General features: G+C 45.5%; 21 protein-coding genes. 4 read left to right on the forward strand and 17 right to left on the reverse strand.

All coding sequences use genetic code 11. From position 1 onward, the window contains the following. Positions 1–157 precede the first annotated feature (157 nt). Together TCA2_RS05785 and TCA2_RS05790 are read right to left on the reverse strand one after the other, a co-directional pair. On the reverse strand, positions 158–880 hold the full coding sequence (locus TCA2_RS05785; RefSeq protein ID WP_047910600.1) for an amino acid ABC transporter ATP-binding protein: 723 nt from the start codon (positions 878–880) through the stop codon (positions 158–160). Next, entirely contained in the window at positions 867–2,321 is a 1,455-nt protein-coding gene (locus TCA2_RS05790; RefSeq protein ID WP_052511766.1) for an ABC transporter substrate-binding protein/permease, read from the reverse strand. Before TCA2_RS05790 ends, TCA2_RS05785 begins: the two co-directional genes overlap by 14 nt. A gap of 238 nt (positions 2,322–2,559) precedes the next feature. Here TCA2_RS05790 and TCA2_RS05795 point away from each other — a divergent pair, with 238 nt between their 5' ends. Then, positions 2,560–3,732 (forward strand): M20 family metallopeptidase, encoded by a 1,173-nt coding sequence (locus TCA2_RS05795; protein ID WP_047910601.1) that lies wholly within the window; start codon positions 2,560–2,562, stop codon positions 3,730–3,732. Positions 3,733–3,935: 203 nt separating this feature from the next. Here the strand turns inward: TCA2_RS05795 and glgA are convergent, their stop codons facing one another. Beyond that, complete coding sequence (glgA, locus tag TCA2_RS05800; protein ID WP_047910602.1) at positions 3,936–5,372, reverse strand: glycogen synthase GlgA; 1,437 nt, start codon at positions 5,370–5,372, stop codon at positions 3,936–3,938. A gap of 31 nt (positions 5,373–5,403) precedes the next feature. Then, complete coding sequence (gene glgB, locus TCA2_RS05805) at positions 5,404–7,449, reverse strand: 1,4-alpha-glucan branching protein GlgB (RefSeq protein ID WP_370510321.1); 2,046 nt, start codon at positions 7,447–7,449, stop codon at positions 5,404–5,406. 210 nt (positions 7,450–7,659) lie between these two features. Between glgB and TCA2_RS05810 the strand changes: the two genes are divergently transcribed. Then, the gene (locus TCA2_RS05810; protein WP_047910603.1) at positions 7,660–8,883 is read left to right on the forward strand and encodes a glucose-1-phosphate adenylyltransferase; all 1,224 of its coding nucleotides are present in this window, start codon (positions 7,660–7,662) and stop codon (positions 8,881–8,883) included. Positions 8,884–8,965: 82 nt separating this feature from the next. Here the strand turns inward: TCA2_RS05810 and TCA2_RS05815 are convergent, their stop codons facing one another. From TCA2_RS05815 to TCA2_RS05840, 6 genes are all read right to left on the reverse strand, one after another. After that, a complete protein-coding gene (locus tag TCA2_RS05815) occupies positions 8,966–9,493 on the reverse strand; it encodes a GNAT family N-acetyltransferase (RefSeq protein ID WP_052511768.1) in 528 nt (175 codons plus the stop codon). Between the two features lie 22 nt (positions 9,494–9,515). After that, complete coding sequence (locus TCA2_RS05820; protein ID WP_047910604.1) at positions 9,516–10,949, reverse strand: HAMP domain-containing sensor histidine kinase; 1,434 nt, start codon at positions 10,947–10,949, stop codon at positions 9,516–9,518. After that, positions 10,946–11,644: a response regulator transcription factor gene (locus TCA2_RS05825; RefSeq protein ID WP_047910605.1), complete on the reverse strand. Its 699-nt coding sequence runs from the start codon at positions 11,642–11,644 to the stop codon at positions 10,946–10,948. Before TCA2_RS05825 ends, TCA2_RS05820 begins: the two co-directional genes overlap by 4 nt. Further along, a complete protein-coding gene (locus TCA2_RS05830; protein ID WP_047910606.1) occupies positions 11,645–12,976 on the reverse strand; it encodes a hypothetical protein in 1,332 nt (443 codons plus the stop codon). Between the two features lie 20 nt (positions 12,977–12,996). Beyond that, positions 12,997–13,722, reverse strand: coding sequence for a phosphonate ABC transporter ATP-binding protein (locus tag TCA2_RS05835; RefSeq protein WP_047910607.1), 726 nt, complete (start codon positions 13,720–13,722; stop codon positions 12,997–12,999). An 87-nt stretch (positions 13,723–13,809) separates the two neighbouring features. Next, complete coding sequence (locus tag TCA2_RS05840; protein ID WP_238546301.1) at positions 13,810–14,991, reverse strand: MFS transporter; 1,182 nt, start codon at positions 14,989–14,991, stop codon at positions 13,810–13,812. Between the two features lie 213 nt (positions 14,992–15,204). Here TCA2_RS05840 and TCA2_RS05845 point away from each other — a divergent pair, with 213 nt between their 5' ends. Together TCA2_RS05845 and TCA2_RS05850 are read left to right on the forward strand one after the other, a co-directional pair. Beyond that, the gene (locus tag TCA2_RS05845; protein ID WP_047910608.1) at positions 15,205–16,122 is read left to right on the forward strand and encodes an ArsR family transcriptional regulator; all 918 of its coding nucleotides are present in this window, start codon (positions 15,205–15,207) and stop codon (positions 16,120–16,122) included. A 29-nt stretch (positions 16,123–16,151) separates the two neighbouring features. Further along, positions 16,152–16,904 carry an HAD family hydrolase gene (locus TCA2_RS05850; RefSeq protein WP_047910609.1) on the forward strand — a complete coding sequence of 251 codons (753 nt, stop codon included), beginning with the start codon at positions 16,152–16,154 and terminating at the stop codon, positions 16,902–16,904. Between the two features lie 109 nt (positions 16,905–17,013). Here the strand turns inward: TCA2_RS05850 and TCA2_RS05855 are convergent, their stop codons facing one another. The 7 genes from TCA2_RS05855 to TCA2_RS05885 all read right to left on the reverse strand — a co-directional run bounded on the left by TCA2_RS05855 (position 17,014) and on the right by TCA2_RS05885 (position 26,960). Next, positions 17,014–19,359: a type IA DNA topoisomerase gene (locus TCA2_RS05855; RefSeq protein ID WP_047910610.1), complete on the reverse strand. Its 2,346-nt coding sequence runs from the start codon at positions 19,357–19,359 to the stop codon at positions 17,014–17,016. Positions 19,360–19,780: 421 nt separating this feature from the next. Then, on the reverse strand, positions 19,781–21,268 hold the full coding sequence (locus TCA2_RS05860) for a glutamate synthase subunit beta (protein ID WP_047910611.1): 1,488 nt from the start codon (positions 21,266–21,268) through the stop codon (positions 19,781–19,783). A 377-nt stretch (positions 21,269–21,645) separates the two neighbouring features. Beyond that, the gene (locus TCA2_RS05865) at positions 21,646–22,131 is read right to left on the reverse strand and encodes a dihydrofolate reductase (RefSeq protein WP_047910612.1); all 486 of its coding nucleotides are present in this window, start codon (positions 22,129–22,131) and stop codon (positions 21,646–21,648) included. Positions 22,132–22,150: 19 nt separating this feature from the next. Next, complete coding sequence (locus TCA2_RS05870; RefSeq protein ID WP_047910613.1) at positions 22,151–22,945, reverse strand: thymidylate synthase; 795 nt, start codon at positions 22,943–22,945, stop codon at positions 22,151–22,153. A 188-nt stretch (positions 22,946–23,133) separates the two neighbouring features. Next, positions 23,134–24,549, reverse strand: a complete 1,416-nt coding sequence (gene lpdA, locus TCA2_RS05875) for a dihydrolipoyl dehydrogenase (RefSeq protein ID WP_047910614.1) — start codon at positions 24,547–24,549, stop codon at positions 23,134–23,136. Between the two features lie 4 nt (positions 24,550–24,553). Further along, positions 24,554–25,864, reverse strand: a complete 1,311-nt coding sequence (locus TCA2_RS05880; RefSeq protein WP_047910615.1) for a dihydrolipoamide acetyltransferase family protein — start codon at positions 25,862–25,864, stop codon at positions 24,554–24,556. Between the two features lie 115 nt (positions 25,865–25,979). Then, complete coding sequence (locus tag TCA2_RS05885; RefSeq protein WP_047910616.1) at positions 25,980–26,960, reverse strand: alpha-ketoacid dehydrogenase subunit beta; 981 nt, start codon at positions 26,958–26,960, stop codon at positions 25,980–25,982. Between the last annotated feature and the right edge of the window lie 28 nt (positions 26,961–26,988).

The following is a 26,988-nucleotide window of genomic DNA, read 5'->3' on the forward strand; positions in this document are numbered from 1 at the left end:
GTCCTCCCTCATGAATCTGACTGACGTAAATATATCACAATTTTGTAACCTTGTATTATGTAAATGTTGGAAACTGCTGTCTAACCGGCTCCAATCTATACACAAAAATACCCCAGACACGAATGTCTGGGGCAGTAATCATTACAAAATATAAGTGTTATAATACCTTGCTGAGAAAATCCTTCGTACGCGGATGCTGAGGATTCGTGAATACTTCCTCTGGTGTTCCTTCCTCAACGATCTTACCGCCATCCATGAATAGAATTCGATCGCCGACTTCGCGGGCAAAGCCCATCTCATGTGTAACGATGACCATGGTCATTCCACCTTCGGCAAGCTTCTTCATGACATCCAGCACTTCTCCAACCATCTCGGGATCCAGCGCTGAGGTAGGTTCATCAAACAGCATGACATGCGGCTGCATTGCAAGAGCTCTCGCGATCGCGATACGCTGCTTCTGTCCGCCCGACAATTGGTTAGGATAAATGTTCTTCTTATCGGACAATCCCACGGTCTTGAGAAGATCATCGGCAATTTTGTCGGCTTCTTGTGCAGCAATATTTTTCACCGTGACTGGGGCAAGTGTAATGTTCTCTCCTACTGTCTTATGAGGAAACAGATTAAAGTGCTGGAATACCATGCCCATTTTTTCACGGGTAGAGTTAATGTTATGCTTCGGATCTGTTATGGAATTGCCTTCGAACAAAATGGTTCCATCGCTCGGCACTTCCAGCAGATTCAGGCAGCGTAGAAATGTACTTTTGCCTGATCCTGAAGGACCGATTACGACGACAACTTCACCTTTGCCGATCTCGATATCAATTCCCTTCAAAATATTGAGATCTCCAAAGGATTTATGCAAATTTTTAACGATTATCACTTGTTCTCAGCTTCCTTTCAAATGCACCTAGCAGCTTGGACAGCATGAAGGTAAGAATGAAGTAGATGACCGCGGCAATGATATACGGGCTCAGACCTTGATACGTAATACTGCGAACCGTATTCGCCTGGTACATAATATCCATCATACCGATGACGGAAATAATAGACGATTCCTTAATAATGGTAATAAATTCATTACCGATGGCCGGAAGAACTGTCTTCATCGCCTGCGGCAAAATGATATGTCTCAGTGCTGCTCCACGCGTCATACCGAGTGAACGGGCAGCTTCCATCTGTCCTTTGTCCACTCCCTGAATTCCTGCTCTGAAAATTTCAGCGAGATAGGCCGAGCTGTTAATGGATAATGTGATTACACCGGATTGCAGTGGTGAGAGATTAATACCAAATACCAAGGCCAAACCATAGTGAATAATCATCAGCTGAACGAGCATTGGTGTACCGCGCAGCACTTCAACATAAGCGGTACCCAGCCATGCGAGGATCTTAATTCCCGACATGCGTACCAGTGTAATAATAAGACCAATGAGGAAACCGAAGATTACACCGAGAGCGGACAGCAATAACGTGTATCCAATCCCTTTGGCATAATAGCTGCGGTACTCCCAAGCTACTTCAAAAATATTTTTGTCTCCCGTCTTGCCTGCTGCCAGAAGACTTGCTTCCTCTACCATTTCAGTAATTCTGTCGTCTGCTTTAAGTTCGGCAAGTGTTTCATTAATAACGGCTAGCAGCTCAGTATTACCTTTTTGTACCCCAATCGCAGCATCGGATTCCGATTCATCCGGTACAGCATCAGCGAGCACAATGTCATCGTTTAAGTAACCAGCTGCAACCGTATCCTCTACGATTAGCGCGTCGACTCGCTCCGTTTCAAGCTGCATTACGATATCACCGATCTTATCCAGTGAGGTTATACTCGCATTCGGCACTCCCTGCGCAATTTCCTCTTGAATGGAACCTTTCTGAACACCGAGCTTCGTGTTCTCAAGATCAGCCATCGTCTTATACTTGTCCGTATCTTCAGCACGAATCACGACAACCTGTCTTGCTTTATAATACGGATCCGAAAAATCGATGCTTTGCCGACGTTCTTCCGTCGGAGTCATACCGGATATAACGATGTCAACACGACCGCTCTGCAGCGCTGGAAGCAGGCTGTCAAAGCCCATATCCTGAATAACCAGCTCAGCTCCCATCTTCTCCGCGATCGACTTTGCAATTTCGATATCAAAACCGACAATTTGATCCTGACCATCTATCGTTGTATGAAACTCATAAGGGGGGAAATCTGCACTAGTTCCCAATATTAGCTGTTGTTTGTCACTATTAGCATCCTGTGCATAAGCCGTTTGAAGTCCTGCAGGAAGCAGGATGATCATGCACATAAAGAGCATTAGCAACCGAAATGTTTTCTTCAACCCTTGTCTCTCCTTAACTGACTTATAATTATAATTGTTAATAATTCGAATCATCATTATAAGTGAAAATGTATGAATATGCAATGAACTTCCAATAATTTTCACGCTTATTCGCTTACAATCGACTCGAACACTCGAAATTCGACAAAGTTAAAGACGATATTATACTGACAATGCTATAATGCTTGTGTAATGAGGCCATCCATTAAATAGGCCGCCACGAGGAGAGCGATTTGAATTGAACAAACAGACCATTAATCAGACCATTGATCAATATAGTTCCCGTTTCAAAGAGATTTCATTATATATTGGTCAGAACCCGGAGCTTGGAAACGAAGAATTCCTTGCATCCGCAAGACTTAAGGAAGAACTGATTTTCCATGGCTTTGAAGTCGAAGCACCTATACTTGGCCTTGAGACCGCATTTATCGGTACTTACAGCGCTGCTAAGCCCGGACCAAGAATCGCACTGCTCTGTGAGTACGATGCCCTTCCTGAACTAGGGCATGCCTGCGGCCACCACTTAATCTGTATGATGAGCTTGGGTGCAGCAGTGGGTCTCAAATCCGTCATTGATGAGATCGGGGGTTCCATCAAAGTATTTGGAACGCCTGCTGAGGAAACCAAAGGCGCCAAAGTACCCATGGCTGCTGCCGGATTATTCGACGACTGTGATATTGCCATGATGACGCATCCATTTTATGCATATGAGAAATCAGGCACCTCCCTGGCCATGGATGCTATCCAATTTGAGTTCTTCGGTAAATCCTCACATGCAGCTGCAAGTCCCCATGAAGGGATTAACGCACTTGATGCTGTTATTCAAACGTTCAACGGCATTAATGCTTTCCGTCAACAAGTGAAGAGCACTGTTCGCATCCATGGCATTATTAACCATGGCGGTGAAGCTGCCAACATTATTCCGGATTACGCCTCAGCCCAGTTTTATGTCCGGGCATCTACACGCAAAGAGCTTGAAGTGTTAACGGAACGCGTCATTAAAATTGCAGAAGGAAGCGCTCTTCAAACCGGCTGCACTTTGAAGACGTCCAATTATGAAACTTCATACGACGAGATGAACACGAATGAGATTTTGTCTGATGTCTTTAGTGCCAACTTAGTAGAGCTTGGTATTAGCAAGGACGAGATCAGTACTGGAGACGATCACGGCTCCATGGATATGGGCAATGTATCTTTAAGAATTCCAGCCATCCATCCGTACATCAAAATTATTGAGGAGAAGCATGCGCTTCATTCAAAGGAATTTAGAGATTTGGCAATGGAGGAACGAGCACTCTCAGGCATGATTCTCGCGGCCAAGGCACTCGGAAACACCGCTTATGATGTCATCACACAACCAGAACTGCTTACCCGGATTAAAACAGCTCACCATGCAGTAAATCACATTTAAATTCAGCAAATGAATCAATTTCATAAATCATTAAATGAAATTCCCGTCAAAAGAAAAAAGGGTACCGAGTTTAATTCTCGGTACCCTCTTTATAATGAAGCAACTAAGTTAACACTTTATGCCGCCTACAAGCCCAAGTGAGATCGCTAAATAGTTAAGGCTGATATAAATGACTTCATTGTAAATAGTTAAACGAGTTGAAGTTACTTCGCCGTTAACCTCTCGTATATATCCGTATAGGCTTCTGCCGATACATCCCAGCTGTAATCTCCGTTCATCGCATTATACATAATTATCTGCCAATGATCTTTGAGACCATAGAACTGCAATGCTCTTCTGATTGTAAACAGCATGTCATGTGCATTGTAATTGGTGAAAGTGAAGCCTGTTCCTTCTCCTGTAAACTCGTTGTAGGCCTGTACCGTATCATTCAAACCACCTGTCTCACGAACAATCGGGATGCTTCCATACTGTAATGCGAGCAGCTGGCTGATTCCGCAAGGCTCAAACATGGAAGGCATCAGAAACAGATCACTGCCGGCATAGAATCTTCTGGATAAGCCTTCATTAAACCTTATTTGTGCTGACATCTTCTCAGGATGACGAAGACCTGCCTCATAGAACCAGTGCTCGTATGCATGTTCACCTGTACCCAGTAGAATAAACTGGACATCATCGTAATACAATAGCTCATCAAGTGTTCTGCATACCAGATCCAGACCTTTGGACTCTACAAGACGAGTAACCATTGCGATGACAGGAACCTCAGGTCGAACGGGCAATCCAAGCTCCTGCTGAAGAGCGGTTTTATTTTTAAGCTTTAACTCCATATCAGCTGAGGTATAAACCGCAGCGAGATCTCTATCGTTCTCAGGGTTATAACTGTCCGTATCAATTCCATTAACGATTCCCGACAGCTTGCTGCCAAGCGATCGAAGCAGTCCATCAAGACCATATCCGTAGTGAGCTGTCTTAATCTCCTCAGCATAAGTCGGACTAACCGTCGTCACATGATCGGAATACACTAAACCGGCCTTCATAAAGTTTAGATTACCGTAGTACTCTACACCATCCATCGTAAAATACTGATCATGTAAATTTAGTAAGTCATGATGTACCTCGTACGGGAATATACCTTGATACAACAGATTATGAATCGTAAACACCGTTCTAATGGACTGATATTCAGGGAGATGATCATAATGTGCCTTTTTAATTAGCGGGATCATTCCTGTATGCCAGTCATGACAATGAATGACATCCGGCTCGAAATCCAGAAATGGGATTACTTCCAGCACCGCACGATTATAGAAGGCGAATCGTTCACCATCATCCATGTAACCGTATATTCCATCTCTGCCGAAGTAATATTCATTATCGAGGAAATAGAATGTAATGCCGTTATGAACGAGACGCTCTACTCCGCAATACTGCTTGCGCCAGCCGACGTATACATCGGCCACCGTTACGGGCTCCATCTTCTCACGGTAACGGTCATTTATGCCTTTATATTTGGGTAACACAACTCGAACATCAACCCCATTTTTACGCAATGCCTGAGGCAGTGCGCCGATGACATCGGCCAGTCCTCCCGTTTTGATGAATGGATGCCCTTCTGCTGCGGCGAATAGTACATTCATTAGTGCTTCCTCCTTGATCGATGCTTTCGCTCTACATATATACTGCTGGTGTGTTTTGTTTATACAATCGGAGCATCCTGCAGTGCTTGTTGGGTTGTCGTTTTTTGGGCTTGACGGCTTTTTTCTTATCCAGTGCAATCTCATTTTTGAGTTCCACAGGCTTAGCGTCCGATTTTACTCTGCCACGGGTTGTCTTCTTCAAAATAACAACACTGAGAGGCGGAAGCGTGAGAACCAGACTGTTCGGCTGTCCATGCCAGGAAGTTTTCTCCGTGCGGATCTCATTATTAACATGCTGCCCTTCTCCGCCAAATTCCGTGTCGTCACTATTGAAAATTTCAGTATATGAACCAGGTCTTGCGATTCCTATGCGATAATTCTGTCTAGCCACAGGCTGAAGATTAATGACGACAATCAGTGTATCTCCTGGCTTCTTGCCTTTTCGGAGATAGGAAATAACACTTTGTGAGTGATCATCTGCTGATATCCATTCATAGCCTTCACCCGAGTGATCCAGTTCCCATAGTCCTTTTTCCCGGATATACAGTTCATTCAGCGCCTTAGAGTAGGCATGAAGCTTACGATGACTCTCATAATCCAGCAAGAACCAATCTAGGGGCTCTTCATCCTTCCATTCGATAAACTGACCGAATTCCCCTCCCATAAAGAGCAGCTTTTTGCCAGGAAAGGTCATGAAATAACCGAGAAGCGCACGAAGTCCTGCAAATTTCTGCTCATAGTTGCCTGGCATCTTGTCCAGCAGCGACTTCTTCCCGTGCACCACCTCATCATGTGAAAGTGGAAGCAAGTGGTTATCCGCCTGCGCATAAACAACAGGAAAGGTAAGCAGATTGTGCTTATAAGGCCGATAACGGAAATCTGTTTTGAAATACTCCAAGGTATCGTTCATCCAGCCCATGTTCCATTTGTAATTGAAGCCAAGTCCGTCAGCAAATACAGGGCTTGTCACACCAGGCCATGCGCTTGATTCTTCCGCCATCATGAGTGCATTAGGATAATAATGATAGATCGTCGTGTTTAACTGTTTTATAAAATCGATGGCTTCCAAATTTTCGACGCCGCCAAATTCATTTAAAGTATATTGGCCTTCGTTTTTCTCAAAATCCAGCCTGAGCATACTCGTGACCGCATCAATCCGAAGTCCATCAATATGATATTTTTCCATCCAGTAAATGGCGTTAGAGATCAGAAACGATCTCACCTCCGGCTTTGAATAATCAAAGCTCAGTGTACCCCAGCCTGGCTTATCGGATTTGAGTGGATCCGCATACTCATAGAGCGGTGTACCGTCAAACATACGAAGTCCGTGTGCATCTCTCGCAAAATGAGCAGGTACCCAGTCCAGAATCACGCCTATACCGGCTTGATGAAGCTGGTCAATCAAGAACATCAAATCTTTAGGAGTACCATACCTGCTGGTTGGGGCAAAATAACCTGTATTCTGATAACCCCAGGACAGATCGTAGGGATGCTCACTGAGCGGCATGAACTCGACATGAGTGTAGGACATTTCAACAAGATAAGGGATGAGCAGCTCCGCCATTTCTCGGTATGTATAGAAACTCATATCATCCTTTTGCTTCCATGTTCCAAAATGCATTTCATATATATGGAGCGGTTTATTGTAAGGCTCCTTCTGTTTGCGGCGCCAAGCCGCATCATGCCATACATATCCTTCGATGTCCGCTGTTACCGATGCCGTTGCCGGTCTTACCTCTGCCTCGAAGGCATATGGATCTGCACGGAGCAAGGATTCACCATGGGGAGAAATAATATGATATTTGTAAAAAATTCCTTCTTTAATTTCAGGAAAAAAACGAGTCCAAAGTCCCGAATCGGGTATCTTATATAAGAGATCAGACTCGCCAAGGCCGTGATAACCGTTCCGATCGTGAGCAAGGCCCACTTTTATCGCGTTGGGAGCCCATACCGTAAACCGGTAACCCTTAACCCCATCTTCCACAACGGGGTGTGCCCCCATAAAGTGATGACTGAAATGAGACGTCCCTTCATGAAAATAATAAATATCTTCAGAAGAGATGATGGATTGTTCCAACCATTTGTTCTCGGTCAAAAGATCACCTGCTTTTTTAATTAGAATTTCAAACACATTATTACCCCATTTTCACCAATTTGAATAGCAAAAATAGCTCAAAATCAATTTTTTATTTATTTTTCAAGTTTTTCTGAAAAGGTTGTTTCACGGGTGAAGGTCGCCGTTTAATAATATCTCAACGTCAACATTAACATTCGGGAGGGAAACGAAATGGCTAAGAAAGACTGCATCGCCATGTTGCTCGCAGGAGGAGAAGGAAAGCGCCTTGCGCCTTTGACATCGAGCATTGCTAAACCTGCTGTTCACTTTGGTGGAAATTATCGGATTATCGATTTTCCTCTCAGCAACTGTGTAAATTCAGGAATTGATACAGTGGGAGTATTAACACAATATGAGGCTGAATCACTGCATCAACATATTGGTGAAGGTGAGCCTTGGAGACTGAACCAATCTGGCGGGAATGGAATATCACTCCTTCCTTCTTGGAATATTGGATGTGAAGAAGGATATTGCGGAACTGCTGATGCTATATATAAAAACATTGAATTTATTGATCAACATGATCCGGAAGACGTACTTATTCTGTCTGGAGATCACATTTATCAAATGGATTATCGTGAGCTGCTTCAATATCACACCGACAAAGGTGCTAAGGCGACGATTGCTGTTATCGAAGTACCTTGGAATGAGGCACATCGCTTTGGTGTGATGGGTGCGGATGAAGACATGCGTGTTACCGAGTTCGTTGAAAAACCAGCGAAACCGGAGAGCAACCTGGCTTCAATGGGTATTTATGTATTTAAGTGGAGCTACTTAAAGGAGCATTTGCTTCGTGATGCGGCCATTCAGGAATCTGGACATGACTTCGGTAAAGATCTTATTCCAGCCATGCTTACGAGCGAAGACCCGCTATATGTATACAACTTTAACGGGTATTGGAAAGATGTAGGCACGGTTCAATCGTTATGGGATGCCCATATGGATCTCTTGAACGGAGTAACCTTGAACAAGGAATCTGAACAAACGTGGCCGATGTTCACTCGCCAATGGCGTACTAAACCAAGTGCTCATAAACCGAGAACAAGCAGCTTTGATACTTGTATGGTTCATGAATCATGTGCCATTGAAGGTGATGCAGACCGTTCGGTCATCTTCTACGGTGTCGAAATTGGAAAGTCAAGCTCCATTAAAGACAGTGTAGTGATGCCGAATGCGAAGATCGGACGTAATGTAACGATCGAGCACGCAATTATTGGCGAAGGTGCCATTGTAAGAGATGGCGCAGTCATCAAAGGCAAAGTAGACGAGATCGTAGTCATTGGACCTCATGAGACCGTCGTTTCTAAGCCTGCGGTACGTACTCAGCCTAACCGTCTGCTTAAAGAAGTATATGAAAAAACAGGTCGCCTTCGTGCGGAAGGCTTATCATCATAATAACATTTTCGAACGAAAAGAGCACCCCTTCTTCTAGGAGTGCTCTTTTCACTTGCAAAATAATAGGGTGCCAGCTTACACCTTAACGTTCGTACAAATTTACAACCCGGACTCCCATGTCCGTAACGCCTTGATGCTTGAATCCAAGCCCTTGGTAAAATGCATTAAGCTTAGGACTATGCGTAATACAATCCAGCCTTAAGGCCCTCTTACCTTTAGAGGTGACAATCTCTTCTGCCGCATCAAGCAGCCACTCACTGATTCCACGTTTGCGGTACGCTTGACGAACCGTTAGTCGATGCAGATAGCCGTATTGATCATCATTAAGAGGACCCCAATACGATGGATCACTGCCTTGCAGCGTGAACATACCGACAGGTACTTTGTTCAGATAAGCGACATATACTTCACGGTCATCAAAATAGGAGCGGACAGATTCCGAGGTAAACATGTCCGGTGTCCAATGCTTCAATTCGCTTGCAACCATCCATTCCGCTGCTTCCTTCAACAGAAAAACAATATCATTCGTTTCTTCAGGGGTGGCTTTGACTAGTACAAGCATGCCCTCTTGTTCTTCTCTTTGCTTAATGAGCTCTAGATTGTCTAACACGATCTCTCTCCTCCAATACCCATTATGCTTCAATGGTTCCTTGCTGATCCTGCTCCTCATGAGGCTCTTCCTTCAAGGCAGGCAAGCGAACCGTAACTGTCGTGCCATTGCCGAGTTCACTCTGCATGCTCATGATGCCCCCATGAAGCTCAATGAGCTGCTGGCTGATAGCAAGTCCAAGGCCCGTACCACCATGCTGGTGATCCACTTGATAGAAGCGGTCTTTTACTTTTGCCAAATGCTCTTCACTGATCCCGATCCCCGTATCCTGAACCGACACGATGATGAATTCATCTTCGCGCTGAAGTGTAATGTAGATCCACGAATTCATGTGAGAGAACTTGATTGCATTGTCAATGACATTAAGAAATACCTGCTTCAAACGATTGCCATCGCCCAAAATAAGATATTCCTCTTCCTCAGCGTCCAGCTTAAGCTGGATTTGCTTCTGCTCTGCCTTTGCCCATACATTCAGCATCACTTCCTGCATGACTTCACGTACACTAACTGACCCTTTAACCATTTTCATTTCGTTTTGCTGCAGCTTAGAGAAATCTAACAGCTCCTCTACCAGCCCGATTAATCGATTCGTTTCGTTCGATATAATCTTTAGACCCATCCGCGTCTCATCTGGATCATAACCTCCGGATTCAAGCGTTTCATTCCAGCCTTTAATGCTGGTAAGCGGGGTCCTCAGCTCATGAGAGATCGACGAAATAAAATCATCCTTGACCTGGTTGCTGCGCACAATTTCCTGAGCCATATAATTCAGCGTTGAGGCCAGCTCTCCAATCTCATACTTGTAATCCCCTTCGATCCGGACATCGAACCGGCCCTTCGCCATTTCAGCGGAGACTCCAGTAATGATGTTGATGGGCCTTACAATAGAATTAGCGAGCCCAATACTTATCGTGAAGACAAGAACGAGGACACCAACGACAATCAGACTGGACCAAATAAGGATATCGATCAGTGCTTCATTGACACGCTCCATGCTTGTTACGTAACGGGCGATGTACACATTGTCATTACCATAATCAATCTTCGTCGACACCGCCATTACGGACTCCCCTGTTACCGAGTCTTTCCCGATCCAGCGTCCTGTGCTGCCCTTCAGCGCCTGAGGTATATCACTCGTCTGAATAGTTCGGTCGGACTCAAAGCCCGAGGACAAGGCAAGCACATTTCCTTCTGTATCCAATATTTCTAGAGAGGTATTGTCCAGCTTGAGATAGTACATCAGATTGGATATAAACGAGCTTTCATTGCTGCTGTCTATAAATGAAGAATTATAGTATCGGATTACATTTTTCGAATTGGATTCAATGTAATTATAGATACTGTCATAATAATATTTCTGCATCGCAACCAGGAAAATAGATTCGATCAGCAATAGCGCAAGCAGAACGAGAATAAAATATTGCAGAACTATTTGCCTGCGTATGCCTTTCATCATTGAGCTCTACCCTTCCACTTGTAGCCATGCCCCCAAACCGTTTGCAAGTATTCCGGCTCTGAAGGGTTGTCTTCAATTTTTTGACGCAGACGACGAATGTTCACGTCCACGATTTTGGGATCTCCCATATATTCTTTGCCCCAGACATGATCAAGAAGCACATCACGGCTCAGCGGTGTATTTTCTTTCTCCAGGAAGAATTGCACCAGTGAAAATTCGGTCGGTGTAAGTTCAATCGCTTGACCGTTTCTTTTGAACAGCTTGGAAATAAGATCTAAGGAGAACGGTCCTGATTCAAATGTAACCTTGGCAGCTGTTTCACGGTGAACGTTCACTCTCCGGAGCAGCGACTGAATGCGTGCAATAAGCTCAGTAGGGCTAAATGGCTTGCTGACATGATCATCCGCTCCAACCGATAACGCATAGACTTTATCTTGCTCCTGCACCTTAGCTGTCAAGAAGATAATCCCGATGCGCTCGTTTGTTTCCCGAATTCGGCGGCAGACTTCAAACCCATCTATTCCAGGAACCATGACGTCAAGAAGAGCAATATCGATATCATTTACAGAGTTGATAATTCTCATTGCCTCCATACCGTCTCCTGCTTCAAGCACTTCAAAGCCATTACGCTTCAAGTTCAACACGATAAAACTGCGGATCGATTCCTCGTCTTCCATAATCAATACTTTACTCATTTAATCACTCATTCCTTCCTGTTCCATCTCTTGCGGGATATTATCCGGTTCCGTTACACCTGCCTGTTTTGGTAAACGATATCCGATGACCTGATTGCTCGACCGGACAATCTGTTTCCATTCATCTTTTACTTTCTCCCACTCATCAAGTGAGAAGAATTTGATCTCTGCTACAGTCTCATCCGTATCGATCAGCTTGAAGCGAAGATATTTATCCTTGACCGATTTCGTATCCAGTGTAACATTTCCGTGCTGCTCCGGCTTAAGGTTGAAATAAAACCGATCCTGATCATCACGGTACTGCTGCATAACAAAGGTCATGTCATCCTTCCCGTTCCACTGATAGAAGGAATAGAAGTAGAGCTTCTCGCTGTCGACAAACATCTCCCAGCCTGGCGGAATTTCGAGCAGTCCAAATTCAACAATTCCATCGTTGTTAATATCTTCACTCACGATTTTTCGCGGCTTGAAGGTGATATCTATTCCTTTATAAGCCTCAACAAGCTGGTTGTTCTCCATATACACAACATCTGTGTAGGAATTGGATGCATCTAGACCGATATCAAGTAAAATACCTGTATGATTCGGTGAGATTTTACCCGCCGATACGTTGTAGAAGTCCCTCATGCGAGTTTCGATTGTCAGCTTGTCAATCGGTTCGAACACTTCATCTATATATTGATAGACCGTTACGGTTCCTTGACCGCTTGTCGGCAATATATTCATGATCGTCAGATCATTAATGCCGTCCCCATTCATATCCATTGGATTGCGGGACTCATCTACAATGACATACTTGGAATAAGGCATTTCCAGTATCTTTTGAAGGGTGCTGCCATTATAACTATAGGATGCAAGCCAGTTCTGGGCATTCTGTTCCACACTGTTCGAGAAGCCGGCGATAATTTCCAGATCGTCATCTCCTGTGATGTCTTGCAGCCGGAATGAATTGAGGACCGATCCAAGACCATCAAAGGTTAATTTCTTAACCCAGGTCACCCCTCGCTTCTCAAGCACCATCCCATGGATTTTCACTTCTTCATCCGGTGTGTCATAGAAGACGACGGCCTCCATCACTCCGTCATTATTCAAGTCTTTCTGAATAATCTTGTTAGACATCTCTCTTGGCTGTGTAATCGTAGAGCCTTCAGGTAATTCCCCCTGAATAACGCTGAGCAGATTCTCCCGCTCCGATGTCAGCTGCGGCGTTTTCATAAGCGACTTGGGATCGTTGAAAGAATCAAGTCCGTTCGCGCAGGCAGTAAGCAGCATAAGTACGGCAAACAGCAGCACTGCATGAAATATCCTTTTTATATGTTGTGCATTTAACACCTGATCACTCTTTTCACTCGTTAAATCTTGTTTTTTTCGTGCATGGTCAGACGCCGGCCCCGGATATCAAAGGCAATTTTTCCTTCAGATAGCCCCCATATCCTTGCCGCATGACGTTCCGCTAGCTCGATAGGAAGTACGGCAATCACAGTAACATTCTCTTCCGAGCACAGCTTCTTAAAGTTCTCAAGCACACTGTCTGCTGACTTCGGATCGAGTCCAATAACAGGCTCATCCGCCAAAATAACCTTGGCGCCATGAGTCAGTGCTCTTGCGATCGCCACACGCTGCCGCTCTCCGCCGCTAAGCTGTCCAGCCTTCATATGGGCTTTATCTAGCAAGCCCACACTCTCAATAATGTCCATGGCTCCCATATAATCATCCGAACGTACCATCCCGGTCACCATTCTCCACCAAGGCGTTTGCCCTGAACGACCAATAAGTACATTCTTGAGCACCGTCTTATTCGTGAACAGCTCTGGATTCTGCTCCAAATAGGCCCATTCGCGCTTAATCTGCTTTTTACCAGCATAACCAGCACCGAAGATATCCGTACCATGTACCGTAAATTTTCCTTTATCCCATTGCTCCTTCAGGGCCAAACAACGAAGAAGCGTGCTCTTACCGCTGCCGCTGCCGCCCACAATCCCGATAAATTCCCCTTGCTGCATGTCAAAGCTTATCTCACGAAGCACCGGAAGCTTGTCCGCACCTACGCTTTTTGCTAGATTCTCTACTCTGATCATTTACGCTTTAACTCCTCTTATCCGTAGATTGTATATTCTTAGTTTATTGGAAAAAGAGTCGATTTACCATATGAGAACAAACATTCCTCAGATTAGATTTGTTTTTGATCCCTGTTTCGATCGAAAAAAGAAGCCTGCTATTCCAAATACCAGGTAACAGCCGCCAAGAAGCCAGAACATGGCACCCGGAGCACCGAGCCCCAGCATGATACCTCCTAGATTCGGCCCTAAGATGCTTCCTATATTAAATTGAAAAGAAGCGACAACATTTGCAGATGGAAGCAGCTGCTTCGGAAGAATATCAGCAGCATATGCGAGCCCCAGTGAGAAGAAGGAGCCCACAAGCCCACCGGCAAGTGTAAGTAGAATCAAGGTATACCAAAAATGAGTACCGACCATTGGAATCATTAGAAAGAATAAACCTCCTAATATTCCGCTGATCATCAGTATCTTTTTACGCCCGTATTTGTCACTAAGTGCACCTAACGGGAGCTGCAGCAGCAGTCCGCCAATCCCTACAAAGGGCAGGAGCGTTGAAATGTCATTCTCAGAGAATCCGATTCGAAGCCCATATATTGGGAAGTTACTGTTCATTCCCGACTCCATATAACCGTACAGGAAGGCTGGCAGGAGTGCATACCACGCAAGCATGAAGCCTATTCTGTACCGCCCCTTGACCTGCTGCGTCGTACTCATTTTCTCCGGGCGTGTATCCGGCAGTCGTAGTGCAAGGAACAGCACAACAAGCATGATTAGAAACAATATGACGAACGGCAGCATTTGATTGTAATCCAGCAATTTAATACCTAGTGGTCCAAGACTAAATCCGATACCGTATGACATTCCGTAAATCGATATATTTCTTCCTCTTGAGCCCGGAGGCGTCACCAGCAGAACCCACAGCTGTGTTGCATAGTGTAATGCGCTGTCTCCAATTCCGACGAGGAACCGAAGCAGAAACCATAACCGCAGATCCGGGAAAACCGGAAATAAAATTAACGGGATCATGACTACAATAAGTCCTGCAACAATCAGTTTCTTAAAGCCGACTGCACCCAGAATTCGTTCTGCAACCAAAGTCATTGCAAAAGAACCGACATACATGACTGCGGCATTCATGCCGTTCACACTTGAGGATACGCCCATCTTCTCAATAAATATGGAAAGAACGGGTAATAATAAACCTTGACTTAAGCCTGCTACAATAATAATTGCGATTAAGATCAAAAAATGCCGTGATGATCCTTCTTGGTGTATTCCCTTCTTCAATGCGAACCTACCTTTCACTTGAACAAAAAGAAAAATCGTCATCGCTGACGACCTGTCACTGTCCTCTATTATAGCCCTCCGGCTGAGGAAACGGGTTACAAAGTATTCAACATTATAGTGGACAATACGCCCAAATACAAGCGATAATGAAATGAACGCTTACTTTTCGTAAAAGATAAGCTGATACCTGTGATAGGAGGTCTGTTTATACAGATGAGTTATCAGGTGAAAGTTGACGTTTCTCCCATTTATGAGCTGCTGAACAGCTTTATGGTTTATGTAACAAGAAGATGGGTTCGCAGTCTTGATCTCGGTCCAGAATGGATTGAGAACATAGACAGCACATTAAGCTTGGATGTACGGGAATCCATTAGAGCTGCTGCTGCTTGGCCTTTCAGCGATTATGATGTGCTGTTTGCATGGACGGCACTGCGGGAGCAGACGAGCGAGGTACAGCCATTCCTTGAAGAAATGGCGGGCAGGCCTATTGAGGAGCTCTTTCAAATGGTCCGTCCCTTGCTTCCAGATCTGACGGTTGAGCAGGCTTCCCGAATACGGGATCATTACATCCCTCTGCTTCAGCTATGGGACAAGCATTATTATCAATCGCTTCTTCCCGAATACCGAAAGCTTATAGAGGAAGACAGCTCCGAGAAAGAACTGCTATTGACGAAGATGAGTCCTGACCGACTGGTGGACTATGCAACAGCAGGCCTTATCGTAGAAGACATTCCGGGGTTAAAAAAAATTATATTGTTTCCAACCGTTCATAACAGACCGATTAATATGTATTGCTTCTACGAAGGTATGCTATTAATTCAGTATCCGGTTGATGTGCCTGAAGAGCGTGATGATGAACCGCCTGTCAGCCTGCTGAGACTAACCGAAGCCATTTCTGATCCTGAGAGATTACGCTTGCTTCGTTATATATCTAATCAGCCTAAATCCATTAAACAGATGTCCAGTGAGCTCAGTCAGTCCGAAGAATTTCTTCGTCCCCATCTTATGGCTCTGCGTGTATCCGGCTTGCTGCAAACCCACTTAGGTGAGGATCAAAGTGAAAAATATAGCCTGAGAACGGATGGACTATCGGAGCTTAACATGTATCTGGAAGCTTACATTCAAATATGACAACGTTAGAACAGCAAGGAGTGAAAATAATGAAATCCTACGTACCGCAGCAGATTATATTTGATCTTGACGATACACTCATACACTGCAACAAATACTTCAATTTAACGCTCGGTGCGTTTTACGAACTCATGCAGGAATGGTTTTGCGATTACAACATTACAATTGATGAAGTGAGATCGAAGCAAATTGAGATCGATGTGTCCGGGGTTAACATTTTCGGCTTTGCCTCCCAGCACTTCCCGCAATCCCTGATTGATACATACGTATTTTTCTCCAAAAAAGTTCACAGAGCCATCGACCAGGATGAACAGGCCCAGCTCCAAAAGCTAGGTATGAGCGTATACGAGCAGGAGGTCGAAGCTTATCCTGGCATGGTAGAAACGCTGGAGCTGCTTCGTGACCAGGGTCATACGCTCCATCTGTATACAGGTGGAGAGCATATGATCCAGCAGCGCAAAATCGACCAAATGAAGCTTGGCGAGTACTTTGATGATCGAATCTATATTACGAAGCACAAAAATATTGAAGCACTCGAAGCCATCATTTCGAAGGGGAATTTTGACCGCTCCGTCACCTGGATGATTGGCAACTCGCTGCGTACGGATATTGAGCCCGCGATTTCTGCAGGAATTCACGCAATCTACATCGAGCAGGACGTGGAATGGCAATATAACGTAATTCAGCTGAACAAGCCGGACAATTATTCCTTATACACGATCAAGAAGCTGGTCGATGTTCCTGATGTAATCCAAGGATACTTATCAGGTCTACAAAATTAGGTGTAATTTACAAAAGAACTGTCCACTCCCCTTAAGTTCGCTTTCTTGGGGTGTGAGACAGTTCTTTTTATGTGGGTTATATGCTCGTTTGAGTCGGGATCAACTGCAACTACTCACGCTCTAGTGTCAGCTTCCCTGTTGCTTCATCGGCCAGGACAATTCTCGCTTTATTGACAGCTCCTGTACTTGTCTTAAATGACAACAGCTGTGTCTTGCCTTTGGACAGCAACGACTCAAGCATCTTCTCGGAGATTTGTTTGCCCGCAAAATCCTTCCATATGACAAATCCGCAGCCTTGCTTGAAATGACTGCAGCCATATCCTTTACGGCCTTCAATGATTGTCCCGCCGCAGCCCGGACGCGGGCAGCTGCCGAGTGCGGTACGCCTACTAGAAGTCTTGGCAGACCCCGATGTACGGGTTGACGCAGCAAGGGAACCTGTGGCAGATGATGCTGTCGATACTCGGGAAGCTGAACTTCCTTTAGATATAGAGGAAGTATTCGACGCAGACGATTTACTCGAACCAGCTGATGCTGACACTCTTGTCCCTCGCTTGGTGCCCTTAGCGCTGCGGCCTCCTCTGCCTCTCTTATTCATATCCTCATCTCCAAAAGCATCCTTCGCTGCAGGCTGCTGTACACGGACCTTCTCAATGATGGAGATCGTGAACCGTTTAACATTGTCCATGAACTTGTCCTGTGCAGCTTCACCCTTGGATATTTGATTCAGCCTGCGCTCCCATTGTCCTGTCATTTCCGGAGAAGCGAGCAGATCGACTCCCGCACTACGAATTAACTCTATAGCGGTGCGGCCTTTTTGTGTTATCGTCATCTTCTTGCCCGTCAGCTGGATGTAACCAACCTGCTTAAGCCGTTCAATAGTCGCTGCTCTTGTCGCTGGAGTTCCAAGGCCTGCGTCCTTCATCGCATCTCTAAGCTCATCATTCTCAATCTGCTTTCCTGCACTTTCCATCGCTTTCAACAGAGTTCCTTCCGTGTAGCTCTTCGGCGGCTGAGTCTGCTTCTCTTTCATTTCGCTCTTCTTGCATGAGACCGGCTGCTCGCTGTTCAGATGGAAAGGCTCAGACGTATGCTCCTCCTGCTCCTCATCATCCCCGTCTTTCTTGCTTCGGCGCTTCTTGGCAGCGGAATCCTCTGGTGGCAGAACAACCTTCCAGCCTAAGGACAGCAGCTCCTTCACATTTGTTTTGAAGGTCTCTTTTTCCACTTCCGTAAAAACAGTATGCTGCTTGTACTCCGCCGGCGGATAGAAATGAGATAGAAAACGGCGCACGATCAGATCATAGATCTGATTCTCGTCTTTACTTAAAGAGCCCGCTTTCTTGAGTGTGGGCAAGATGGCGTGATGATCCTCGACGCGCTGTGGATTGCAGACACTTCGATTACCTTTGTGCACAAATGAAGGATTCGCCCCTTCCGCCAGCTCGGCGTAAGGTCCATTTTTCAGCAGCTGTAGAGTCTTCTGCATGCCATCAATATTTTGCTCGGTCACATAATTCGAATTCGTCCGCGGGTAAGAAATAACCTTGTGCTTCTCATACAGTGCCTGAGCAATATCCAATGTTTTTTTGGCAGGAAAACCAAACTTGGCGTTGGCCTCTCGCTGCAATAGCGTCAGGTCATACAGCTTAAACGGGTATTCCTTCGTATTCTTCACATCGTATTTGGCGATGCGTCCCTGCTTGCCTTTGACCTTGTCCGCTATATTCTGGGCGACATCACTGGACGTCAGCCGATCGCCTTGCCACACACCTCGATACTCCGTCTTCTCCTGCTTGAAGGTGGCTGCGACTTCATAGTAGGTCAGAGAATCAAAGGCTTCAATTTCCTTCTCCCGGTCATAAATAAGGGCAAGGACAGGCGTTTGTACTCTGCCGACAGACAGAAGGGCATTATGTCTAGTGGTAAAGGCTCTCGATGCATTCATTCCAATCAGCCAATCTGCCTCGCTCCGTGCTCTTGCCGCTTCCGTCAAATGATAGAAATCCGACGCGTCATGCAGCTGGTCGAAGCCGCGTTTAATGCTCTCAGCTGTCAAATCCGAAATCCACAGCCGCTTAACAGGCTGGCTCAGCTTAAGCTGCTGCTGGATGAGGTCGAATATATACTGACCCTCACGCCCTGCATCACACGCATTGATGATCAGATTCGCCTTTCGCGCGAGCTCCCCAATGGTTTTGAGCTGATCCTTCGTCTTCGGATTCGGTACAATCTTGAATCGATCGGGTATGATGGGCAGATCATCAATACTCCATCTCTTGTACTTGGAGTCATATGCCTCCGGCTGAGCCAGTCCCAGCAAATGGCCAATCGCCCAAGTAATGATGTACCTTTCTCCCTCCAGATACGTTCGGTTGTTTTTGGCACGCGGTTCCACCACGGCTGCTATCGTTCGTCCCATGTCGGGCTTTTCCGCGATAATGAGCGTCTTCATCCGTCCGTTCCTCCCTATTTTAGCCCTGTACGAGCCAAAAAGGAGCTTCCCTCATATTTTGACGGAAGCTCCTTGCTTCTAAGTACCCTCATTATAGCAGAAAACTTGATGTTTCGTAAGTTTCAAGCATTTTTGCTGTATCGCGCCGTTCCGTGAACGAATGGGTCTGCTGGACGCCAATTGCCCGCTGATTTTTATAATTCAATATACAATAGGTATAAAATCAGCGGGCAAAAGCGCACGCTTCGCTCCCTCAGCCCCATTTCGTTCCCTCCACTATACATACAGCTGAACTACTTTCAAAAAACGAGAACATCAAGTTAAAGGAAGGAAGCAAAAGCCCCTATGAACTTAGGAAAGTTTCATAGGGGCTGATATGATATTGAAGATAATACCGGTAGCACGGGTACGAAATTATAAATTATACAAGAACGGTAGAGCCCATCAGGTACTTATCCACCTCACGAGCGGCTTCGCGTCCCTCGTTAATTGCCCATACGACAAGACTTTGTCCACGTCTCATATCACCTGCTGCAAATACTTTATCGACATTCGTCGTATATTTGCCATAGCGGGCTTTGACGTTCGAACGCCGAGTTGTTTCAAGTCCAAGCTGCTGCGGAATCGTTTGTTCCGGTCCATCAAAACCGATGGCAATAAAAGCGAGATCGGCTTCAAAGACACGCTCTGTGCCTTCAATCGGCTGGTAGATTTTGCGTCCTGTTTCATCAACGATACGCTGAATTTGTACCGTATGCAGTTCCTTCAGGTTGCCCTTCTCGTCACCAACAAATTTGGTCGTCATGATAGAGAACTCACGCGGATCGTTGCCAAACACGGCTTTTGCTTCTTCTTGTGCATAATCAAGGGTGTACACGTTAGGGAATTGCGGCCATGGATTCGTAATCGGATCACGTTCAAGCGGTGCCTTATCATGTGTACCGAACTGTGTTACGCTTTTGGCGCCATGACGCAGTGAAGTGGCAACGCAGTCAGATCCCGTGTCCCCGCCGCCAATGACGATGACCTTCTTGCCTTCCGCAGAAATATAGTTTCCGTCGGCAAGATTGGAATCCAGGTAGCTCTTGATCGTTCCATTGAGGAAGTCCATTGCATAATGTACTCCGTTAAGCTCGCTACCTTCAATATTAAACTCACGCGGCTTCGTCGCTCCTCCGCACAATACAACGGCATCATACTGCTCCGTCAGCTCCTGGGAAGAGATGTCCTTACCAATCTCCGTATTCGTAATGAACGTAATACCTTCTTGTTTTAACAGATTCACACGGCGTTCTACGACACCTTTGTCCAGTTTCATGCTAGGAATACCATAAGTCAGCAGTCCACCCACACGATCGGCACGCTCATAGACGGTCACGAAATGTCCGGCTTTGTTCAGCTGCGCAGCTGCTGCAAGTCCGGCAGGACCTGATCCAACGACCGCTACACGTTTGCCCGTCCGTTTTTCAGGCGGATTAGGAACGACCCAGCCTTCCTCAAATCCTTTTTCAATAATAGCTTCCTCTATCGTCTTGATCGTTACAGGCTGACCAATCAAGCCCACGGTACAAGAACCTTCGCAAGGGGCAGGGCACACACGACCCGTAAACTCAGGGAAATTGTTCGTCTTATGCAAACGGTCAAGCGCTTCCTTCCAGAGACCACGGTAAACAAGATTGTTCCATTCGGGGATCAGGTTATGCACCGGGCAGCCTGAAGTTCCCCCGATCATATCGATTCCGGTGTGACAGTAAGGTGTTCCGCAATCCATGCATCGTGCACCTTGAGTACGGAGTTCTTCTTCTGACATGTGCTTGTGGAATTCCTCCCAGTCCTTGATCCGCTCTTCGGGAGGTCTGTCAGCCGGCAGCTGTCTTTTATACTCCATAAATCCTGTAGGTGTAGACATGTTACAATTTCCCCCATCCATTCTCATCTGCATCAACGATACGGGCTATCCTATAAAATCCGAACAATAGCGATATAGTTGACAGTTCGTGTAGAGTTTTTGACTATTGTATCACAAAAAAGCACAATTTGTACTTATCCGAATCACGAATTTTAAATCTTGATGTACAAGCGGCTTATATCCACATCATAGTACAACATTCAGAAACTCACCTAAATCTATATTTCAACTATAGTAGCACCCGCAAATCCTGATGTTAAATGGACTATGCGCACAATAATTTGTATTATTCATCACAAATCGCGTCAACTTATGATCGATTTTATTTATCAGGGTTTTCATAAAAAGTGTTTGTACAAACATGTCACTTAAAGTGTTTACACTTTTTTTCTGTAAAATTGGAACGTGAACTCATATGGATTTTTCTCATCTTTTTCACCGTGAATCTCCTCTGTCAAATCCCACTCATCCCAATTAATATCGGATATGTAGGTGTCCCCATCCATTGTTTCATGGATCCGGGTGACGATGAGTCGATCCGCATAGGGAAGAAATTCCTCATATACCTTGGCACCGCCAATGACGAACAATTCCTCTTCTTTTGCGAGCTCAACACCCTCAATAACCGAATGAATCACCTCTGCACCTGGCAGCTCTAGCTCTTGTCGAGTAAGCACGATATTTCTGCGATTAGGCAGTGCTCTGCCCCTGAGGGAATCCCAGGTTTTACGGCCCATGATGATGGGGTGCCCAGTCGTCTGGGATTTGAAGAAATCCATATCTTTCGGAAGCCGCCAAGGCATGCCATTGTCCTTGCCAATTACACCATTCGCGCTCATGGCCCATATCATCGTAATCCCCATGGTACACCTCCTATTTTAATCACACAGACACCTGCGCCTTAATCGCCGGATGATGCTCATAATTCTCAAACTCAAAATCTTCATATTTATAATCGAAAATAGAATCGGGCTTGCGTTTAATAACCAGCTTCGGCAATGGGTACGGCTCACGTGCCAGCTGAGTGTTCACTTGCTCCAAATGGTTCAAATAGATATGAACATCTCCACCTGACCATACGAAGTCGCCAACTTCAAGATCACATTGCTGTGCGACCATATGTGTTAGAAGTGCATAGCTTGCAATATTAAACGGCAGTCCCAGGAAGGTATCCACCGAGCGCATCGTTAACATGCAGGACAGCTTGCCCCCGGCTACATAGAATTGGAACACAAAATGGCACGGTGGCAGCTTCATGTGCTCAATCTCGGCTACGTTCCAGGCACTGACGATATGTCTTCTCGAATCCGGATTATTTTTAATTGAATCAATGACATTCGCAATCTGGTCAATAAACTGTCCATCTGGAGTCTCCCAGGCTCTCCATTGTGAACCATATACAGGTCCCAAATCTCCATTCTCATCGGCCCATTCATCCCAGATACGGACCCCATTTTCTTTAAGATAACGGATATTCGTATCGCCGCTTATAAACCATAGCAGCTCATGTATGACGGATTTAAGATGAATACGCTTGGTTGTAACAAGCGGAAATCCCTTCGACAGGTCAAACCGAAGTTGACGTCCAAATACAGAGATTGTACCTGTTCCGGTGCGATCTTCCTTTTTGACTCCATGCTCTAAAATATCTCTAAGCAGCTCTTGATAGTCTTTCACAGCAATCCTTGCCCCTTTCTTAAGTAACCATTCCATAAAGGTATTATGAATGGGATTGACTATTATAACAGTTTACCATGTGAAACCAGGTCAGTCAGCAGAAAAAAAGAGGCAAAGAGAACGAGTTACCGCTCTCTTGCCTCCAAATCAATGCATGCTGTTTAATGATTGAAACTCAATGTAACTAATTAACGTACCATTGTGTGGATTGGATGACCCAGTACCACTTCAGATGCTTCCATAACGATTTCACCGAGTGTTGGATGCGCGTGGATCGTCAAGGAAATATCCTCAAGCGTAGCACCCATCTCAATAGCAAGACCGATTTCAGCAATCAGGTTCGAAGCTTCCAGACCAACGATTTGTCCGCCCAGTACAAGACCTGTTTCTTCGTCAGCAACCAGCTTCACGAAGCCTTCAGGATGTCCAAGGGAAACGGCACGACCGTTACCTGCATAAGAGAATTTACCGGATTTAACTTTGTATCCTTTCTCTTTTGCTTCTTTTTCCGTGTAACCCACGCTGGAGCACTCAGGATCAGTGAACACAACAGCTGGCATTACTTTATAATCAACAACAGACGGCATTCCTGCGATAACTTCTGCTGCTACTTTACCTTCGTAAGAAGCTTTGTGTGCAAGTGCAAGACCTGCAACGATGTCGCCGATTGCGAAGATGTGCTTATGGTTCGTACGACCTTGGTTGTCAACTTTAACGAAACCGCGCTCGTCTGTTTCAACACCGATCAGATCCAGACCAAGCTCACCATCTGTATTAGGACGACGTCCTACAGTTACGAGCAGGTAGTCAGCTGTAACTTCTTTGCTTTCGCCGTTTACGCTGTACTTAACAGTAACATCTTTATCCGTTTGCTCAGCGCTTTCTGCTTTTGCATTCGTTACGATTTCGATGCCCGTTTTCTTCATGTTCTTCGCAACAAGCGTAGTCATGTCTTTGTCAAATCCAGGAAGCACTGTATCCATACCTTCGATAATGGTTACTTTCGTTCCGAATTTGGAGTACATTTGACCAAGCTCAGCACCAATGTAGCCGCCGCCGATAACGATCATGCTTCCAGGTACTTCTTGCAGGTTCAGAGCTTCTGTTGAGGACAGAATGCGTCCGCCAAACGGGAATGGCTTCAGTTCGATTGGACGGGAACCTGTTGCGATAATTGCATTTTTGAAACGGTAACGCGGAGATTCATGATCGTTGAATACACGCGCTTCGTTTTCGTTAATGAACATGCACTCGCCGTTGAATATTTCAACTTTGTTGCCTTTAAGAAGGGAGCTTACGCCGCCAGTCATCTTTTTAACAACGCCGTTTTTGAATTCTTGCGTTTTTGTAAAGTCAACTTTGACATTCTCAGCAGTTACACCGAATTGATCTGCATGTTTTGCATTTTCAAATGCATGTGCTGCAGAGATCAAAGCTTTAGAAGGAATACAACCGCGGTTCAGACACACACCGCCAAGCTCGGATTTGTCAACGATAAGCACTTTTTGTCCAAGCTGTGCCGCACGAATTGCAGCAACATAACCACCAGGGCCAGCACCAATGACTAGAGTATCAATATCGAGAGAAGCGTCTCCTACTACCATGTTTTTATACCTCCATTACCAGCAGCTCGGGATTAGCGAGCAGGGATTTAATGTAGTTCATAAAGTTTTGAGCTGTTGCACCATCGATAATACGGTGGTCGAAGCTTAGGGACAGAGCCATAACTGGAGCTGCCACTACTTGACCGTCTTTAACAACCGCTTTTTCACTGATACGTCCAGTTCCAAGGATTGCAACTTCAGGGAAGTTGATGATCGGAGTGAAGAACATACCGCCTGCAGAACCGATGTTTGTAATAGAGATGGTGCTGCCCTTCATTTCGTTAGGGGACAGTTTGCCATCACGGCCGCGGGAAGCAAGATCACGGATGCTGTCAGCGATCATCCAGATGCTCTTACGATCTGCATCATGGATAACAGGTACGATCAGACCGTTGTCTGTATCTGTAGCGATACCGATGTTGTAGTATTTTTTGTAAACAATTTCGTTTGCTTGCTCGTCGATCATTGCGTTCATTACAGGGAACTCGCGAGTCGCTGCAATAAGTGCTTTGACGATGAATGGCAAGTAAGTCACTTTAGTGCCTTTTTTCTCAGCGATCGGCTTCATACGAGTACGGAAGGCAACCAGCTCAGTTACATCTACTTCGTCCATGATGGTAACGTGCGGTGCAGTGTATGCAGATTTAACCATCGCATTAGAGATTGCTTTGCGGATACCTTTGAATGGTACACGCTCTTCTTCAGCACGAGCATTCGCTGCTGCTGCCGGTGCGCTAGCTGCTTCTTTTGTTTCTTCAGCTGTAGATGCTGCTGGTGCAGAAGCTGCTTGACCGCCGCCGTTCTTGAATGCTTCAACATCTTCTTTTGTTACTTTACCGTTGTTGCCAGTACCTGTAACTTCAGCGATGTTAACGCCTTGCTCACGAGCAAATTTGCGAACGCTAGGAGTTGCGAGAACTTCTTTTGCAGGTGCAGAAGAAACTTCTTTCTCTCCGCCTTCTTTGGCTTCGCTTGGGCTGCTTGCTGCTGGGGAAGAAGTTGTATCTGCTCCGCCTTTAGCTGCGTCAGCTTCTTGAGATGCTTGCTCTTCTTCCTCTTGTTCAGGAATGTCGCCTTCTGCATCAATGACAGCAACAACAGCACCCACTGTGAAGATGTCGCCGTCTTTAGCGAATACTTCTTGTACAGTACCGTTTACTGGACAAGGAACTTCTACGACAGCCTTGTCATTTTGTACTTCCATGATGATATCGTCGTCAGTAACTTTATCACCTGGTTTGATGTGCATTTTGATGATTTCGCCTTCGTGAAGACCTTCACCGAGCTCAGGGAACTTGTAATTAAATTTTGCCACTTGTATTACCTCCTACTTTAGATGACTACATAGAAGAACTGTACATAAGGAGCTGAAACTTCAGCTCCTTATGCTGTTTTAGGACAAACGATTCGTCCATCGTTCATTCTATTTATTAGAATTCGAGTACTTTGTTAACCGCATCAATTACACGATTAGGAGTTGGGAGCCAAGAGTCCTCAATTTGTGCGAATGCATAAACCGTGTCAGGAGCAGCAACGCGAAGTACGGGTGCTTCCAGGTGCAGGATCGCTTTTTCATTGATTTGGGCAATGACTTCAGCTGCTACGCCGGAGCTCTTTTGAGCTTCTTGAACCACGATAGCGCGGTTTGTTTTCTTAACGGACTCAAGAATGGTATCGATGTCGATCGGGCTGATCGTACGAAGATCGATAACTTCTGCCTTGATTCCTTTCGTTTTTTCGAGTTCTTCTGCAGCTTTAACAGAAGTGTGAACCATCATGCCGTAAGCGATAATCGTTACGTCAGAACCTTCACGTACCACGTTCGCTTTACCAAGCTCCACGGTGTAATCTTCTTCTGGAACTTCTGCACGGAAAGCATGGTACAGGTTCAAGTGCTCCATGAAGAATACGGGATCGTTATCACGGATCGACGCAATCAGAAGACCTTTTGCATCGTAAGGGTTAGAAGGAACTACTACTTTAATACCCGGTGTTTGCGTGAGCAAACCTTCGAGGGAATCTGTATGAAGCTCAGCTGCTTTTACGCCGCCGCCGAAAGGTGTACGGAACACGATCGGGGAGTTGTAACGGCCGCCGGAGCGGTAACGCATACGTGCAGCTTGAACCGCCATTTGGTCAAGTGCTTCAAATATAAAACCTACGAATTGAATCTCTGCAACTGGACGGAAGCCAGTCACACCAAGACCTACTGCCAGACCACCGATAGCGGACTCTGCAAGTGGTGTATCAAATACGCGCTCTTCGCCGAATTCTTTTTGCAAACCTTCCGTCGCACGGAATACACCGCCGACATTACCCACGTCTTCACCGAAAACTAGGACATTCGGATCACGTTTAAGCTCGACGCGCATGGCGTCGCGGATTGCTTCTTTCATGTTCATTTGTGCCATTGCTTCATATCCTCCTTAAACATTTAAC

Origin of the sequence: Paenibacillus sp. TCA20, assembly GCF_000732325.1 — a bacterium.
Taxonomy (GTDB): domain Bacteria; phylum Bacillota; class Bacilli; order Paenibacillales; family Paenibacillaceae; genus Paenibacillus; species Paenibacillus urinalis.

Excerpts from the sequence above, each read along its gene's own strand:
- glgA (WP_047910602.1), bottom strand. The coding sequence starts at position 5,372 with ATGAATGTACTATTCGCCGCAGCAGAAGGGCATCCATTCATCAAAACG.
- TCA2_RS05810 (WP_047910603.1), top strand. The coding sequence starts at position 7,660 with ATGGCTAAGAAAGACTGCATCGCCATGTTGCTCGCAGGAGGAGAAGGA.
- TCA2_RS05820 (WP_047910604.1), bottom strand. The coding sequence starts at position 10,949 with ATGATGAAAGGCATACGCAGGCAAATAGTTCTGCAATATTTTATTCTC.
- TCA2_RS05825 (WP_047910605.1), bottom strand. The coding sequence starts at position 11,644 with ATGAGTAAAGTATTGATTATGGAAGACGAGGAATCGATCCGCAGTTTT.
- TCA2_RS05835 (WP_047910607.1), bottom strand. The coding sequence starts at position 13,722 with ATGATCAGAGTAGAGAATCTAGCAAAAAGCGTAGGTGCGGACAAGCTT.
- TCA2_RS05845 (WP_047910608.1), top strand. The coding sequence starts at position 15,205 with ATGAGTTATCAGGTGAAAGTTGACGTTTCTCCCATTTATGAGCTGCTG.
- TCA2_RS05850 (WP_047910609.1), top strand. The coding sequence starts at position 16,152 with ATGAAATCCTACGTACCGCAGCAGATTATATTTGATCTTGACGATACA.
- TCA2_RS05855 (WP_047910610.1), bottom strand. The coding sequence starts at position 19,359 with ATGAAGACGCTCATTATCGCGGAAAAGCCCGACATGGGACGAACGATA.
- TCA2_RS05860 (WP_047910611.1), bottom strand. The coding sequence starts at position 21,268 with ATGTCTACACCTACAGGATTTATGGAGTATAAAAGACAGCTGCCGGCT.
- TCA2_RS05865 (WP_047910612.1), bottom strand. The coding sequence starts at position 22,131 with ATGGGGATTACGATGATATGGGCCATGAGCGCGAATGGTGTAATTGGC.
- lpdA (WP_047910614.1), bottom strand. The coding sequence starts at position 24,549 with ATGGTAGTAGGAGACGCTTCTCTCGATATTGATACTCTAGTCATTGGT.
- TCA2_RS05885 (WP_047910616.1), bottom strand. The coding sequence starts at position 26,960 with ATGGCACAAATGAACATGAAAGAAGCAATCCGCGACGCCATGCGCGTC.